Source organism: Cupriavidus sp. FW306-1B-F12B, from assembly GCF_058781795.1.
The window spans coordinates 387,679-402,844 of record NZ_JBYSXC010000001.1 but is presented as its reverse complement, the minus strand read 5'-3'; the positions used below and the strand labels follow the sequence as shown (position 1 = coordinate 402,844).

The window sequence follows — 15,166 nt, the reverse complement described above, 5'->3', positions numbered from 1 at the left end:
GCCGCATCAATTGCAATCGATTCTTGTTTGTATTGGCTAGCGCAGCGCCGCCGTGCAGATGGGCGCGTTGATGTAGACATCGCCGATGCGGCGCTCGCCACGGTCCTTGCGCGTCATGTAGCGGAACATCAGGCTGATGCCAAGCTTGGTCAGGATCTCGACGTCGCGGTTGGCGCAGATATTGCGCTGCAGGGGCGCAGCGTAGTTGACCTCGAAGCTGGCCAGGTCCAGCATCGGCCCGCGGTAGTTGGTGAGCTCCAGCTGGAACAGCACATGCTTGCCGGGGATCGACTGGCAGCGGCGCAGCCGCGTTTCTCCGTCAATTTCGATTGGCAGGGCGTCGTTGAGCTGGCGGCAGGCGCGTGCCAGCACGTTGTCAGGCCGCGTGGTGTTGCGCAGCAATTCAGGCACGCCGGCGGCGCCGGTGTTCTGGCCGGTGGCAGCGCCCTTGAGCATGCGTGACAGCGGGTCGGCCTCATCGATCGCAGGGGCCGGCGCCGAGGCGGCAACATTGCGCGCCTGCACCGGCGCGGCGTTGCCGGGCTGGGGCAGCGGCAACAGCAGCGCGGCCGCGAGTGCGGCCGGGCCTAGCGAAGCGGAAAGCGGCGTGTGTCGTATTCTCATGCAGGCTAACGTTGCCGGGACCGATACTGTCGTCCGTCTCTGCGTGGCCGACGGTGTGGCTTGCGCCGACAGGCTGGCATTGTACCCTCCACCCTGCCACAGGTGAAAGCCGCGCCACCCCGCAAGAGCATCCGCAGCGCCGGATTCGCGCTGATCGCAAATGACCTGACACCACTATTCACCAATCGCGCCAACTTCGCCAGCATCATCGAACCCGACCTTGGCAGGGCAGTTTTTCTGAACGACTGTTTCAAAACCCGCTACGCCAGTGCCGTACCGCTTTCGTTATGCTGTGCAACAATTGCGGCTTTTCACGGGTTGCAGGCGCGGGCTGCGGCGCAAGCAGGCTGGCCGTGCATGACAACGCCGTTCCCCCGGATACTTCCCATGCTCCGTTCCACCAGCGCTGCCTCGGCCGCGCGCTTTCCTGCCTGGCTGCTGATCTGCGGTTCGCTGATGGCGATCGCGCCGTTGTCGATCGACATGTACCTGCCGAGTTTTCCGTCGCTGGCCGGCGATCTCGGCGTGGACATCGGCCAGGTGCAGCTGACCCTCGGCACATTCCTGGTGGGGCTGGCGCTGGGGCAGGCTTTCTATGGGCCGTTCAGCGACCGCTTCGGGCGCAAGCCGCCGCTCTATGTCGGCCTGTGCCTCTACGTGGCCGCCGCGGTGGGCTGCGCGCTGGCAGGCAGCGTGGAGTCGCTGATGCTGTGGCGCTTCCTGCAGGCGCTGGGCGGCTGCGCCGGCATGGTCATGGCACGCGCGGTGATCCGCGACCGGCTCGAGGCGCATGAGTCGGCGCGCGCGTTCTCGTCGCTGATGCTGGTGATGGGGGTTGCGCCGATCCTGGCCCCGATCGTCGGCGGCGCCATTCTCTCGGTGTCGGGCTGGCGTGCGATCTTCTGGGTGCTGGCGGTGGCAGGGATGCTGATCCTGCTGCTGGTCCACCTGCGCATGGAGGAATCGCTGGACCGGCGCCACGCGGCGCCGCTGCGGCTCGGCACGGTGGCGAAAAGCTATGCCGAGCTGCTGCGGGATCGCGAATTCCTCGGCTATTCGCTGTCTGCGGGTTTCGGCTCGGCGGGCATGTTCGCGTATATCTCCGGCTCGCCGTTCGTGCTGATCGAGCTGCACGGCATTGCGCCGTCGCACTATGGCTTTGTCTTCGGCGCCAATGCGCTGGGCCTGATTACGATGTCGCAGCTCAACGCCAGGCTGGTGCGCGGCTGCTCGCTCGACCAGGTGCTCGGGGGCGCGCTGCTGGCGGCCTGTGCAGCTGGCCTGGCGCTGGCAGTTGCCGCGCTTGCAGGCATGGCGGTGCTGCCGGTGCTGCTGGCGGGCTTTTTCGTCTTTATCGGCGCGCTCGGCTGCGTATCGCCGAATGCGTCGGCACTGGCGCTCGCCCATCAGGGCCATCGCGCCGGCACGGCCTCGGCGCTGATGGGTACGCTGCAGTTTTCACTCGGGACGCTGGGCGGCGCGGCCGTCAGCCTGTGGCGCGACGGCACCGCGCTGCCGCTGGGCGTGGTGATGGCGGCCTGCGGCGCGGGCGCGGTGCTGATGCGCTACTACGGCCGCTCAGGCCGCCGTTGACACTGGCTGCGAGCCGCCGTCAGGCGGCCTGTTGCACGGCGGCCTCCTGCTCGACAGCCGCCTGTTGCACCACCACCATCTGCGCCGGCATCGGTGCGGCATAGCCAGCCTGGCCGAAGCTCTCGCGGATGATGCGGTTGGTATCGAAATAGACTTGCCAGTAGTGGTCGTTGTGGCAGTACGGACGCACCGCCAGCACCGGGCCGACCAGCGTGAACTCCAGGATCTCGACGTCGACCGGGGGCTCGGCCAGCACGTTGGGGATTTCCGCGATGCGGCCCTTCAGCAGCGCTGCCGCATGGGCGGTGTCGGTGCTGCCGGCAAGCTGCGCTTTCAGTTCCACGCGCCGGTACGGGTTGGCGGTGAAGTTCTGGATGGTATCGCTGAAGATCTTGTTGTTGCCGACCACGGTCTGCACATTGTCCGGCGTGTCGAGCGAGGTTGCGAACAGGCCGATCTCGCGCACCGTGCCGGTCACGCCGCCGATCGTCACGAAGTCTCCCACCTTGAACGGGCGCAGCACCACCAGGAACGCACCGGCAGCGAAGTTCGCCATCAACCCCGACCAGGCCATGCCGATGGCCACGCCAGCGGCGGCGATCAGTGCGGCGAAGGTCGTAGTCTGGATGCCGAAGAAGCCGAGGATGCCGATCACCAGCACCACGTTCAGCGTCACGGTGACGATCGAGCCGACATAGCGCAGCAGCGTGGGATCGACCTTCTGCTTGCCGAGCGCGTTCTGCACCATGCGCACGACAAAGTGGATCAGCCAGCGGCCGATGACCCAGAAGGCAAGGGCCGCCAGGATCTTGACCCCGAATTCCGTCGCGTAGGTGACGACCAGGGCCTTGAGGTTATCGAAGGTAGTGGCATCCATCGGCGTATTCCTTTCATGTTGGTGTCCGGCCGGCCGCCGGCACAACATCCCCCGATTCAGCCGGCAGCGATGTGCTAGCCCTGCGCGCTGTTGCGGCGCAATACATGGGCACGGCAATTATTGAGACGCCGTACCGGAAGTGCAAGCAAATTATTGTTAAGACAAGCCGCTTCGCGCAGCTTGTCTATTTAAATCAGGACGGCCCGAAAGCCATTACCAGTTGGTTTCCCGTTCCGGCGTTGCCGAAATCCGGTGCAAGGTCAGGTCCGCACCGTTGAATTCGCCTTCGGCATCCAGCCGGATGCCCACCAACTTCTTCAGCGCGCCATATACCAGGGTGCCGCCGGCCAGCGCCACCACGATGCCAAGCACGGTGCCGATCGCCTGCGCGCCCAGCGACACGCCGCCCAGCCCGCCCAGCGCCCTGGCCCCGAAGATGCCCGCGGCAATGCCGCCCCAGGCGCCGCACAGCCCGTGCAGCGGCCACACGCCGAGCACGTCATCGATATGCCATTTGTTCTGCGCCAGCGTGAACATATAGACAAAGAGCGCGCCGGCTACCGCGCCGGTGATCAGCGCGCCGAGCGGGTGCATCAGGTCCGAGCCAGCGCACACCGCCACCAGCCCGGCCAGCGGCCCGTTGTAGGCAAAACCCGGGTCGTTGCGTCCGGCCGCCCAGGCCGCCAGCGTGCCGCCGGCCATTGCCATCAGCGAGTTGATCGCCACCAGGCCGCTGACCTTGTCGACCGTCTGCGCGCTCATGACGTTGAAGCCGAACCAGCCCACCGCCAGCACCCAGGCGCCCAGCGCCAGGAACGGGATGTTTGAGGGCGGATGGGCGCTGATGCGGCCGTCCTTCTGGTAGCGCCCGCGCCGCGCGCCCAGCAGCAGCACCGCGGGCAGCGCGATCCAGCCGCCCAGCGCATGCACCACCACCGAGCCGGCGAAGTCATGGAATGGCGCGCCGGCCACGCGCGTGATCCAGTCCTGCACGCCATAGCGCTGGTTCCAGGCGATGCCTTCGAAGAACGGATAGACAAAACCTACCAGTACGAAGGTGGCGACCAGTTGCGGGTTGAAGCGCGAACGCTCGGCAATACCGCCCGAGATAATCGCCGGAATGGCCGCGGCAAATGTCGCCAGGAAAAAGAACTTGACCAGTTCGTAACCGTTTTTCTGTGCCAGCGTTTCGGCCCCGGACATGAATTGCACGCCGTAGGCAATGGTGTAGCCGATAAAGAAATAGGCGATGGTCGAAACCGCAAAATCCACCAGGATCTTTACCAGTGCGTTGACCTGGTTCTTCTTGCGCACCGTGCCCAGTTCCAGGAAGGCGAAGCCGGCGTGCATGGCCAGCACCATGATGGCGCCTAGCAGGATAAACAGGGCGTCGGTGCCGGTCTTCCAGTTGTCCATAGTGACCTCATGCTCAAAATGGGAGCGTGGGTATGCAAAAAGCATTCCAGCAATGGCCGCATCCTGGTGCCACGTGCACCTTGTCGGGTAAAACCGCACCGGAATGCCGCGCACGGGCAGGGGCGGCGCTGTTGGCAGCGTTGCCGCTGGGATCGCCGTGATAGTGCGGATGCGCCGAAATGGCGCGCAACGGCGGCGCTGGCTGAACCGTTATGGTGCGACGCCCCATTTGTGGGAATTTGTCCTATGCTGCTGGTTTGCCCCAGGCGCGCGCCGGTCTGGCGTTGCCGCGCTGCGGGACGGCCCGGCAAAGCCGGCTTCTGGCAAGCGGGAAAAGCGTGGAAAATTGCCCGCTAACCGGCCTCAATCAAGGATTTGCGGGTTTTTTTGTCGCATTGGTGCCACTGGGGATTGCTCTACGCGCGACGGGCAGATTAGACTGCGCCGATCGATGGCTTTGCCGCGAGGCACGCACATCGGTGACGACGACCAACAAGGGAAATCAGCCATGAATAAAGGTGAACTGGTATCGGCCATCGCCGCGGAAGCAGAACTGAGCAATGCCGCCGCCGAGCGCGCGCTCAACGCAGCGCTGGACAGTATCAAGAAGGCAGTGGCAAAGGGCGATTCGGTGACGCTGGTGGGCTTTGGCAGCTTCAGCGCCGGCAAACGCGCCGCCCGCACCGGCCGCAATCCGCGCACCGGTGAAACCATCAAGATCCCGGCCGCCAAGACGGTCAAGTTCTCTGCCGGGCAAGGTTTCAAGGACGCGGTGAACAAGAAGAAGTAAGCAGTTTGCGTCCACAGCGTGAAAAGCGGCCTTGCAGGCCGCTTTTTTGTTGCCTGGCACGGCCCCGCCTGCCGATACCGGGCCGCCGCCGGCAACGGCGGGCACGATCCGGGTTAAACTGCCGGCGCCAGCGTTCCGGCGTGCCCTCAGGCAATGCCGCCATCGCAGGTTCGCCCCCGAAATCCCGCCCCCGCAATCCGTACCCGCATCATGAACGACCAGTCCCACCAGCTTTCCATGACCGTGCTGATGACGCCGGACATGGCCAACTTCTCCGGCAACGTCCACGGCGGCACCATCCTCAAGTACCTGGACATGGTTGCCTATGCCTGCGCCAGCCGCTACGCCGGCCGCTACGTGGTGACGCTGTCGGTCGACCAGGTGGTGTTCCGCCAGCCGATCCACGTGGGCGAGCTGGTGACCTTCCTGGCCTCGGTCAACTTTACCGGCCGCAGCTCGATGGAAATCGGCATCAAGGTGGTGACGGAAAATATCCGCAGCAAGCTGGTGCGCCATACCAACAGCTGCTACTTCACCATGGTGGCCGTGGACGACAACGGCACGCCGGCCGAGGTGCCGCCGCTGGAGCCGCGCGACGAGGTGGAGCGCCAGCGCTTTGCCGCCGCCCAGCAGCGCCGCGCGCTGCGCCAGGAAATGGAAAAACGTCACGACGACATCAAGTCGTCGGTGACCTGAATACCGACCCCCGCCATGAAGCGCAACTGCAATCGCATCCGCACGGTCCTGGCCGTCGCCTGTCTGGCGGCCGCCTCGGGCGCCCACGCCGAGGAGATCGGCAGCGTCAGCACCAATTTCCGCATGACCGGCTCCGACAAGGTCGTGATCGAAGCCTATGACGACCCCCAGGTGGACGGCGTGACCTGCTATGTGTCGCGCGCCCGCACGGGCGGCATCAAGGGCCAGCTGGGCATGGCCGAAGACCCGCCGGAGGCATCGATCGCCTGCCGGCAGGTGGGCACGATCGCCTTCAAGGGGCCGATCCGGCAACAGGACAACGTCTTCTCCGAACGCATGTCGATCCTGTTCAAGGCCCTGCACGTCGTGCGCGCGGTCGACCGCAAGCGCAATACGCTGGTGTACCTGACATACTCCGACCGCATTGTCAGCGGCAGCCCGCAGAACAGCGTCACCGCCGTGCCGGTGCCGGCCGGCACGGTCATCCCGGTGAAGTAACCCGTGCAGCAGCCGGCCCCGGCACCCGGTGGATCAGGGGGCCAGCGCCGCGCTCTCCGCCTGGCAGTCGCGCGACGGGCGCGCGCCGCTGGCGCGTGCCGCCGCCACTTCGCGGCGGGCCCGGTCCAGGTCGGCGCGGAAGGTCGGGTCGGCATGCAGCCGCGCCACCGTTGCCGCGGCCATCATGCGGCCCTCGTTGACATCGCTTTGCCAGTGCACGTTGCAGACCACGCGGCTCTGGCCGAACGCGCGCCCGCGCGCCAGGATGTCATTGGCGCGTTCCGGCTCGACCTCAGCCAGGATCAGCGCCCAGGCCCAGCCGATGGCGCTGTGGCCGGACGGGTACGAACCGTCCTTTTCCAGCTTGGCGGCCTCGGCCGGCGTGCACATCTGGGTCTTGTTGGCAACGAAGGGGCGTGTGCGCTTGTAGTGGTCCTTGGCCTTGTAGGTGGACAGGCCGGCATCGACCAGGCTGCGGCGCAGCAGGATGTTCAGGTACGGCGTTTCTTTCTCGCTGACCGGCACGCCCAGCGCGCAGGAGAATGCGCTGGCGGCCTGCGGGAACGTCAACACGGCATCCTCGCCAGCCACTTGCCAGCGCGGTGAACCGCGCAGCGTCCCGGCCTGCCGCGCGGCGTCCTCATCCAGCGCCAGCGCTGCCGAGCCTTGCGCCGGCGGCGCGGGCAGCAGCTTCAGGCTGTCCGGGCGCACATCGGCGGCCAGGTAGCCGGCAGGCACGCCCGGGCGCAGTTCCGGCACCGCGGACAGGTTGGTGCCGCCGGCGGCGCAGCCAGCCACCAGGGCGGCGAGTGCCACCGCGATAGTTGCCCGCACCGGGGCGGACGGGGAGTGGTCACGCTTTGCTTGTTCCGTCAATTTGTTGTTCCTTGTTGTTCTTGTCGAGTCGGCTGTCCTGCCGCAGCTCAGGTGGCAGCGTCGAACAGCTTGCGCAGGTTCGACTTCAGGATCTTGCCATTGGCATTGCGCGGCAGCATCTCCTGGTAAATCAGGATACGCACCGGCACCTTGAATGCGGCCAGCCGGGTGCGCACGAAATCCTGCAGCTCGGCCTCGCTCGCCTGCATGCCGGGCTTCAGGCTGATCACCGCGGCCGGTTCTTCGCCCAGCGTCTTGTGCGCGAGCCCGACCACCGCGGCATCCATCACCGCGGGATGCTCGTACAGGGTGCTTTCCACTTCGATGCAGTAGATGTTCTCGCCGCCGCGGATCAGCATGTCCTTCATCCGGTCGACGATATAGACGTAGCCTTCCTCATCCAGCCGCGCAATGTCGCCGGTGCGCAGCCAGCCGTCGGCAAAGGTCTGCGCCGTGGCCTCGGGCTTGTTCCAGTAGCCGCGCACGACATTGGCGCCGCGCGCCATCAGCTCGCCGGTCTCGCCGGGCGGCAAGGTGCGGCCGTGTCCGTCCACCACCTTCATCTCGCCGATCGGCAGCGCCGGGCCGCTGCTGTCCGGGCGCATCACGTATTCCTCGGCGCTGTGGCTGGTGAAGGTGGACGACGTTTCCGTCATGCCCCAGCCGATGCCGGGAGCGGCCAGCGGGAATACCTCGCCGATGCGCCGCACCAGTTCGGGCGATGCCGGCGCGCCGCCGTAGTTGACGTTCTCCAGCGAGGACAGGTCGAAGCGGCCGCGCTCCGGATGCTCCAGGATCTGCCATGCGATGGTGGGCACGCCGCCGGCCGCGGTGCAGCGCTCGCGCTCGATCAGCTCCATGCCGCGCAGCGCGTCCCAGCGGTGCATCAGCACGATCTTGCCGCCGGTGGCAATGGCGCCGTTGAGCACCGCCATGCAGCCGGTGACGTGGAAGAACGGCACCGCCAGCAACATGGCCTTTTGCGGTGCGGCGGGGTCCGGCGCGGGAATCGGCTCGCCCCGGCGCAACAGGTTGCGGCTCGGGCTGAAGCTGCCGGCAACCGCCACGTTGGTGGAGTTGCGGTGCGTGCCGAGCGCGCCCTTGGGTTTGCCGGTGGTGCCCGAGGTGTAGAAGATGGTGGCGTCGTCGTCCGGATCGATATCGACCTGCGGCGGCGCCTGGTCTGGCAGCGCGGCCCAGTCAGCCGGGCTGCCGATCACGCTTTCCAGCGGGGCCACGCACGGCTCGGCCGCGGTGCCGCCGGCACGTGAGGCATAGACGCGTTCCAGTGCCGGGCAGCCCGGCAGGTGTTCCAGGATGCGGTCGAGCCGTTCGGCATCGACGATCGCCACGCGGCTGCCCGAATCGGCCAGGCCGTACTCCAGCTCGGCCCCGGTCCACCAGGCATTGAGCGGCGTCACGATGGCGCCGGCCAACAGCGCGCCGTAGAACGCCACCGGCCATTCAGGCAGGTTGCGCATGGCTACGGCCACGCGGTCGCCCTTGCGCACGCCGTCGCGCACCAGTGCATGGGCCAGGGCGATGGCGGCGCGACGGAAGGCATCGTAGGAGACGCGCTCGTCCTCATAGACCACGAAGGTGCGGTCGGCAAACGCGCGCGTGTTCAGCAACAGCTCGCGCAGCGTGGGCGGTGCGTTCTTCCAGACGGTGGTGGGGATGCCGCGGATCACGCGCGTTTCGGTTTCGAACGGCGCGCCGGGCGCGGTAAGCCGGGCGTGGGCCTCGGCCAGCGACATGACCGGCCAGGTGCCGGCCAACTGCGGATTGCTCGACATGACTGCCTCCCGGAACTGCACTGCAGGTTGAGGGAAATGCAGGAAAGCGGCGGGCGCCGGCCTCAAGGCCGGCGCCCGCAACGCTGGGGCCAGACGCTCAGATGGTCACGCCGCCGTCCACGACCAGCGCCTGGCCGGTCATGAAGGTGCTGGCTGCCGACGCCAGGTAGACCGCCGCCCCGGCGATCTCGACGGGTTCGCCGATGCGGCGCAGCGGCGCGCCCTGGGTGGACTGCTTGTAGCGCTCGGGATCTTCCCACAGCGCGCGCGCAAAGTCGGTCTTGATCAGCCCCGGCGCGATGCAGTTCACGCGCACGTTGTGCGGCCCGAACTCGACGGCGAGGTTGCGCGCCAGCTGGAAGTCGGCGGCCTTGGAGATGTTGTACACGCCGATGGTGGGCGAGCCGCGCAGGCCGCCGATCGACGACACGATGATGATCGAGCCGTCCTTGCGGTCGATCATCTGCGGGGCCACCATCTGGATCAGCCAGTGGTTGGAGATGACGTTGTTGTCCAGCACCTTGCGGAACTGGTCGTCCGACACGCCGCTCATGGGCCCGTAGTACGGGTTGGACGCGGCATTGCAGACCAGCACGTCGATCTTGCCGAAGGCGCGGTTGGTCTCGTCGACCAGGCGCTGCAGGTCGTCCTTCGAAGAAATATTGGCAGGGACCGCGATCGCGGTGCCGGCGCCGTGGCGGGCGTTGATGGCATCCACCACTTCCTGGCAGGCCTCGATCTTGCGCGAAGAAATGACCACCTTGGCGCCCTGGACGGCCATCTGCTCGGCGATGGCGCGGCCAATCCCGCGCGAGGAGCCGGTGACGATGGCAACCTTGCCCGTCAGATCAAACAATGACATGGAGTCTCCTGTATGGCTGCGCCGGCGTCAGGGGCCGGCTTTGTCCTGGCGACGCGCCCGCAGGCAGCATCGCCGGGACATTATGGTGGCGCCGCTGGCCTCAGTCCACAGGCCCGGGTGCCGCGCGCCGGCCATATCAGGATTCTTTCTGCGGGCAATGCGCGCCGTGCATGGCAGGCATGCTGCATAGCAGAATAATGGCGCCTCAGGTGCCGGAGGATGCCGTTGCGGGCGCCAGCAGCGCTGGCAGGGCGTCGGCCAGGCCACGCCGCAGCTCATCGTCCAGCAGCACGCCAAAGCGATCCGACAAGGCCCGCACCACGGCCTCGGGCGAGGCCAGCCGGGTTCGGCGCACGGCGCCGTCCGGTGCGCGCTCGGCCAGGTCGCCGTCGGCCAGCGTCACGCGGGTGTCGCCGTCGGTGCGCGCGGCCATCAGCCGCTGCAGGAATACGCTGTCAGGGTGCGTCGATACATACCAGTTGCGCGGCACGAAATCGATCCACGGCTGCGGCGTCAGGTCGAAGCGGTAGACCTTGATCCAGCCGGCATCGCCGCGCGCCTCCAGGTCGTAGCTGTGGAACGCGGTGGCGGAGGTCTGCGGCGGCGAAGGCGCCAGACGGTAGGGGAAGCTGTCATCGGCCGGCTCGGACAGCGGCATCGCCCGGTATGGCGTGGGGCCGCCGAAGCCGACATCGGCCAGGTAGCTGCGATGCGCCACCTCCACACGCAGCAGCATGTGCGAGGTCGCGGTCGGCACGTCGTCGGGAACGCCCCAGCGCACGCGCGCGGCCAGCGGCGTCACGGCGTAGCCGAGCGCGCCCAGCCCGGCCGCCAGCAGGGTATTGAGTTCAAAGCAGTAGCCGCCGCGCCGGCGCGTGACGAGCTTGTCGAAGACCGCATCCAGCTCGATCCGTACTGGCCGGCGCAGCAGCGGATCGACGTTTTCGAACGGAATGCTGGCCAGGTGCGCGGCCAGTACGATATCCAGCGCTTCCAGCGTGGGCGAGGGCGGGGCGGCGATGCCGAGGCGCGCCAGCCAGGCATCCAGTTGGGGGGCATCCAGGGTCATCATGATGTGCGGGGCTCCGGTGCGATGCGTTCAGTTGAGCGCTTCCAGCGCCGGCAGGTCAAGCAGTTCGATGCCGCCATACTCCAGCCGCAGCAGCCCGCGCGCTTCCAGTTCGCGCAGCGCGTGGTTCACGGTCTGGCGCGACAGGCCCAGCATCTGCGCCAGCTGCTCCTGCGGGATGCGCACGCGCTGCGTGGCCTGGGCCTGCGGCAGGTTGCCGTAGCCATGCGCGATCGCGGCCAGGCGCCGGGCAATGCGGGCCGCCGGCGGCAGCAACTGCGCTTCCTCGACATAGTTGAAGGCCTGGCGCGTCTTGGCTGCCAGCAATTGCCCGAAGGCCTGCCACCATGCCGGCTGCTGCGCCAGGCGCTGCTCCAGGCTGGCGCGCGGCACATGCCACAGTGTCGTGGTGCTGACCGCGCGCGCGTCGTGGGTGCGCGGCAGGCCGTCGAACAGGCAGATCTCCCCGAACCAGGTGCCGGGTTCCAGCAGCCCGAGCAATGCCGCCTTGCCCGATTCGCCGCTGGCGTGGATCTGCATGGTGCCGCTGGCGACACAATACAGGCCGTCGAAACGGTCGCCGCGGGCAAAGAGCGTCTCGCCGGCCACCAGCCGGCGCAGGCTGCCGTCATCGAGCAGTGCCTGGCGCAGTGCGGGCGGCAACTGGCTGAACCAGGCACCGGCACGTACGGCAGCAAGCGCATCGTCGCGCAACGGTACCGGGGCGGGCAGTGTGCCGGCGAGTTGCGGTTGAGGGTGTTGCGGCGGGCGCGCCAGTCCCATGCCGGTCTCCTTTCATATGGGGTTGTGCCGGGTGTCAGCAGGGACACACAAGGGCACGCAGCGACGGTCCGGACTGTCAAAAACCTGACAGACCGCACGGTGCGCGCCCACTACTATAAATCCACATCGCGCCCCCCGCGCAGCAGCAGGCGGCAGCGTCCGGCCGCCCTTGCGGCGCGGAACGCGCACGCCTGCGCATACAAGGAGATACCCCCGTGAAAACCCTGATCGAACACCTGGCCAACTACGCCGCCTACCATCGCGACCCGCGCAACGTCTTTACGCACTTCATCGGCATTCCGATGATCGTGCTGGCAGTGACGACGCTGCTGGCGCGCCCGGCGCTGACGCTGGGCGACGGCTCTGCCTACCTGACGCCGGCGATGCTGCTGTACATCCTGTCGTGCCTGTTCTACCTGCGCCTGTCGCTGGTGTTCGGGGTGGCGATGGCGGTCATCCTGGCGTTCTTCCTCTATGCCGGCGCGCACTTTGCGGCGATGCCCACCGCCTGGTGGCTTGCCATCGGCCTTGGCCTGTTCGTGGTGGGATGGGTGATCCAGTTCATCGGCCACTATTACGAGGGGCGCAAGCCGGCCTTCGTCGACGACCTGGTCGGCCTGCTGATCGGTCCGCTGTTCCTGGTGGCGGAAACCGCCTTTGCGCTGGGGCTGGCACGCGGCACGCGCGAGGCCATGGCCGCCCGCGCGCACTGATCAGGGCAGCCCCGCCGGCAGCCGCAGCCGCGCCGCCAGCCCGCCCAGCGGGCTCGATGCCAGCGCCAGGCTGCCGTCGTACATCGCCGCGATTTCCGTCACGATCGCCAGGCCCAGCCCGCTGCCGGCAGCGGCCTCGTCGAGCCGGCCAAAGCGGGCGGTGGCCAGTGCCTGCGCTTCCGGCGGCATGCCCGGGCCGTCGTCCTCGACCAGTATTTCGAGCTCGCCATCCGCTTCCTGCAGCGTGACGCGCACGCGCGTGCGCGCCCACTGGCAGGCATTGTCGAGCAGGTTGCCGAGTATTTCGACCAGGTCTTGCCGGTCGCCGGCAAAGTGCCCGGCGCCCTCAACCGTCAGCGCCAGCGCGCGCTCAGCGTGCAGCCGCGCCAGTGCTCGGGTCAGCTCCCGCACCGGCGCGCCGGCATCGATGCGTTGGCCGCGCGCCGCCGCGGCGCCCGCGGCGCGGGCGCGCGCCAGATGGCGGTCGACCTGCCGGCGCATCGCTTCAACCTGCGCCCCCACGGCTTGCGCCGGCGCCCCCGGCAGCGCCGCGGCCTCGTTGGCGAGCACTGCCAGCGGCGTCTTGACCGCGTGCGCCAGGTCCGCCGCCTGCCGGCGCGAGCGTTCCAGCGCCTGGGTGTTGCGTGCCAGCAGGGCATTGATCTCGGCCACCAGGGGTTCGACTTCGGCGGGCCAGTTGCCGCCCAGGCGTGCCTCGCGCCGCGCCTGCATCGTGCCCAGCGCGCGCCGCAGCCGCGCCAGCGGCGCCAGCCCAAATTTCACCTGCGCCGCAACCGCCAGCATCAGCCCCAGTCCCAGCGCCGTCAGCGACCACGCCAGCGTCCGGTTGAAGCTGCGGCGCGCGGCACGCAGCTCGGTCCGGTCCAGCGCCACCGAGATCTCCACCGGGGTATCCGCGGATGGCAGCACCAGTTGCCGCGACACCACCAGCAACGACTGGTTGCTGGGGCCCGGGCGCACGTCGGCCTGGGCGCCGGCAAGGCGGCGCTCCACCGTCACCGGCATTTCCGTATCCCACAGCGAGCGCGAGCGCAGCAGCGCGCCGGGCGCGCGCGCCTGCCAGTAGGTGCCGGAGTAGGGCAGCTCGTAGCGGGGATCGGCAGGGGTACGGGTGAGGACCAGCTTGCCGTCGGCGCTCCAGTCCAGTGCCGCGGCCAGGCCCGCCAACTGGTGGTCGAGCTGGCGCACATAGGTGTTGTTGACGTGGCGCTCGAACAGCGTCGACAGCAGCCAGCCGCTGGCGCCCAGCGCCGCTGCCAGCCAGACCGCCGCCACTGCCAGCAGGCGCAGCGCAAGGGATCGGCGCAGGCGGGCGGGCATCTAGGGCTGCAGTGGCGACGGCGGCCGCATGCGGTAGCCCTGGCCGCGCACGGTCTCGATGACATCCACGCCAAGCTTGCGGCGCAGCCGCCCGACAAAGACCTCGATGGTGTTGCTGTCGCGGTCGAAGTCCTGGGCATAGATATGCTCGGTCAGCGCGGTCTTGCTGACGATGGCGCCGGGATGGTGCATCAGGTAGTCCAGCACGCGGAATTCATGCGAGGTCAGTGCCACCGGCTTGCCGTCGACGGTGACCTTGCCTGCGCGCGGATTCATGCGCACTGGGCCGCATTGCAGCTCCGGCGCCGGCATGCCATGCGCGCGCCGGATCAGCGCGCGGATGCGCGCGAGCAGCTCTTCCATGCGGAATGGCTTGGCCAGGTAGTCGTCGGCGCCGGCATCGATGCCTTCGACCTTCTCGGTCCAGCTGTCGCGCGCGGTCAGGATCAGCACCGGCACGCTGACCTGCGCGGCGCGCCAGCGGCGCAGCACCGAAAGGCCGTCCAGCCGCGGCAGGCCCAGGTCCAGGATGACGGCGTCGTAGGGCTCCTGCTCGCCCAGGTGGCAGGCATCCAGGCCGTCCGCGGCCACGTCGACGGCATAGCCGGCGTCGGCCAGGCTGGCACGGACCTGGGCGGCGAGGGCGGCTTCGTCTTCGACCAGCAAGATGCGCATCGGGGGTTTCCTGTCGGTCAGGGTTTGCGGCGGGCGTTTTCCAGCCCACGCCCCTTCGCCTTGAGCAGGGCGGCCGTGCGTGCATCGTACTCGAGCTTGGCCACCGAACCACCCGGCAACAGCAGCTTGACCTCGTATTGCCAGATGCCGTCGTCGCGGTCCAGCTCAACGCCGATGACGTCGCCCTCGTACTGGCGCGACACCGTTTCCAGGATGCGCGACAGCGGCAGGATTTCGCCGGACTGCACGGCCGCGCGGGCGCGGTCGGCGTCCTTGTCGGCGTGCGCGGCCGGCATCGCCGCCAGCGCCAGCAGCGCCGCGGCGACCAGCATGCAGGGGTGCAGGAGGGCCGGGAATTTGAACTTCATGGCCCGGAGTTTGCATCAGATTGCCTGAATGCGGGCTGAACGCAGCCCTCGTGGCCAGGCCGCAAACGGTAGCGCCGCGGCTCGCGCATCGCTGCGCGCGCCGGCACCGAAGCGTCTGCCGCGAACGCCAAAACGGGGGGACGTAGGCCGTATTCGCGTTTCCACTGAGGCAAAGCCGCGACAAAACCC

The 15,166-nt window shown here is 68.0% G+C and carries 16 protein-coding genes; 5 read left to right on the top strand and 11 right to left on the bottom strand.

Annotated features, from left to right (window positions below):
• Positions 1-36: 36 nt before the first annotated feature.
• The gene (locus AC3WLE_RS01780) at positions 37-624 is read right to left on the bottom strand and encodes a hypothetical protein (protein WP_454749468.1); all 588 of its coding nucleotides are present in this window, start codon (positions 622-624) and stop codon (positions 37-39) included.
• A gap of 387 nt (positions 625-1,011) precedes the next feature.
• Here AC3WLE_RS01780 and AC3WLE_RS01775 point away from each other — a divergent pair, with 387 nt between their 5' ends.
• Positions 1,012-2,217 (top strand): Bcr/CflA family multidrug efflux MFS transporter, encoded by a 1,206-nt coding sequence (locus AC3WLE_RS01775; RefSeq protein ID WP_492317160.1) that lies wholly within the window; start codon positions 1,012-1,014, stop codon positions 2,215-2,217.
• Positions 2,218-2,236: 19 nt separating this feature from the next.
• On the opposite strand, the gene AC3WLE_RS01770 is transcribed toward AC3WLE_RS01775, so the two are convergent.
• Complete coding sequence (locus tag AC3WLE_RS01770) at positions 2,237-3,094, bottom strand: mechanosensitive ion channel family protein (RefSeq protein ID WP_492351901.1); 858 nt, start codon at positions 3,092-3,094, stop codon at positions 2,237-2,239.
• 213 nt (positions 3,095-3,307) lie between these two features.
• The gene (locus tag AC3WLE_RS01765; protein ID WP_456806532.1) at positions 3,308-4,510 is read right to left on the bottom strand and encodes an ammonium transporter; all 1,203 of its coding nucleotides are present in this window, start codon (positions 4,508-4,510) and stop codon (positions 3,308-3,310) included.
• 508 nt (positions 4,511-5,018) lie between these two features.
• Between AC3WLE_RS01765 and AC3WLE_RS01760 the strand changes: the two genes are divergently transcribed.
• The 3 genes from AC3WLE_RS01760 to AC3WLE_RS01750 all read left to right on the top strand — a co-directional run bounded on the left by AC3WLE_RS01760 (position 5,019) and on the right by AC3WLE_RS01750 (position 6,494).
• Positions 5,019-5,300, top strand: coding sequence for an HU family DNA-binding protein (locus AC3WLE_RS01760; RefSeq protein ID WP_010814166.1), 282 nt, complete (start codon positions 5,019-5,021; stop codon positions 5,298-5,300).
• A gap of 210 nt (positions 5,301-5,510) precedes the next feature.
• Positions 5,511-5,996, top strand: a complete 486-nt coding sequence (locus AC3WLE_RS01755) for an acyl-CoA thioesterase (protein WP_013952870.1) — start codon at positions 5,511-5,513, stop codon at positions 5,994-5,996.
• A gap of 15 nt (positions 5,997-6,011) precedes the next feature.
• Positions 6,012-6,494, top strand: a complete 483-nt coding sequence (locus AC3WLE_RS01750; protein ID WP_456806530.1) for a CreA family protein — start codon at positions 6,012-6,014, stop codon at positions 6,492-6,494.
• Between the two features lie 33 nt (positions 6,495-6,527).
• On the opposite strand, the gene AC3WLE_RS01745 is transcribed toward AC3WLE_RS01750, so the two are convergent.
• From AC3WLE_RS01745 to AC3WLE_RS01725, 5 genes are all read right to left on the bottom strand, one after another.
• Complete coding sequence (locus AC3WLE_RS01745) at positions 6,528-7,370, bottom strand: acid phosphatase (RefSeq protein WP_492317158.1); 843 nt, start codon at positions 7,368-7,370, stop codon at positions 6,528-6,530.
• A 47-nt stretch (positions 7,371-7,417) separates the two neighbouring features.
• Positions 7,418-9,166, bottom strand: a complete 1,749-nt coding sequence (locus tag AC3WLE_RS01740; protein WP_492351902.1) for a class I adenylate-forming enzyme family protein — start codon at positions 9,164-9,166, stop codon at positions 7,418-7,420.
• A 97-nt stretch (positions 9,167-9,263) separates the two neighbouring features.
• Positions 9,264-10,028: an SDR family oxidoreductase gene (locus tag AC3WLE_RS01735; RefSeq protein ID WP_011617096.1), complete on the bottom strand. Its 765-nt coding sequence runs from the start codon at positions 10,026-10,028 to the stop codon at positions 9,264-9,266.
• Between the two features lie 205 nt (positions 10,029-10,233).
• Positions 10,234-11,100 (bottom strand): arylamine N-acetyltransferase family protein, encoded by an 867-nt coding sequence (locus tag AC3WLE_RS01730; RefSeq protein ID WP_492317156.1) that lies wholly within the window; start codon positions 11,098-11,100, stop codon positions 10,234-10,236.
• Positions 11,101-11,127: 27 nt separating this feature from the next.
• The gene (locus tag AC3WLE_RS01725; protein WP_492356280.1) at positions 11,128-11,880 is read right to left on the bottom strand and encodes a Crp/Fnr family transcriptional regulator; all 753 of its coding nucleotides are present in this window, start codon (positions 11,878-11,880) and stop codon (positions 11,128-11,130) included.
• 215 nt (positions 11,881-12,095) lie between these two features.
• Between AC3WLE_RS01725 and AC3WLE_RS01720 the strand changes: the two genes are divergently transcribed.
• Positions 12,096-12,593 carry an Mpo1 family 2-hydroxy fatty acid dioxygenase gene (locus tag AC3WLE_RS01720; RefSeq protein WP_492356281.1) on the top strand — a complete coding sequence of 166 codons (498 nt, stop codon included), beginning with the start codon at positions 12,096-12,098 and terminating at the stop codon, positions 12,591-12,593.
• On the opposite strand, the gene AC3WLE_RS01715 is transcribed toward AC3WLE_RS01720, so the two are convergent.
• Genes AC3WLE_RS01715 through AC3WLE_RS01705 form a run of 3 tightly spaced genes read right to left on the bottom strand, consistent with a single transcriptional unit; the run spans position 12,594 to position 14,977 of the window.
• Positions 12,594-13,934 (bottom strand): sensor histidine kinase, encoded by a 1,341-nt coding sequence (locus AC3WLE_RS01715; protein ID WP_492317153.1) that lies wholly within the window; start codon positions 13,932-13,934, stop codon positions 12,594-12,596.
• Positions 13,935-14,609 carry a response regulator transcription factor gene (locus AC3WLE_RS01710; protein WP_492317152.1) on the bottom strand — a complete coding sequence of 225 codons (675 nt, stop codon included), beginning with the start codon at positions 14,607-14,609 and terminating at the stop codon, positions 13,935-13,937. It abuts the gene before it with no gap.
• Between the two features lie 17 nt (positions 14,610-14,626).
• The gene (locus AC3WLE_RS01705) at positions 14,627-14,977 is read right to left on the bottom strand and encodes a PepSY domain-containing protein (RefSeq protein ID WP_492357400.1); all 351 of its coding nucleotides are present in this window, start codon (positions 14,975-14,977) and stop codon (positions 14,627-14,629) included.
• Positions 14,978-15,166: the final 189 nt, after the last annotated feature.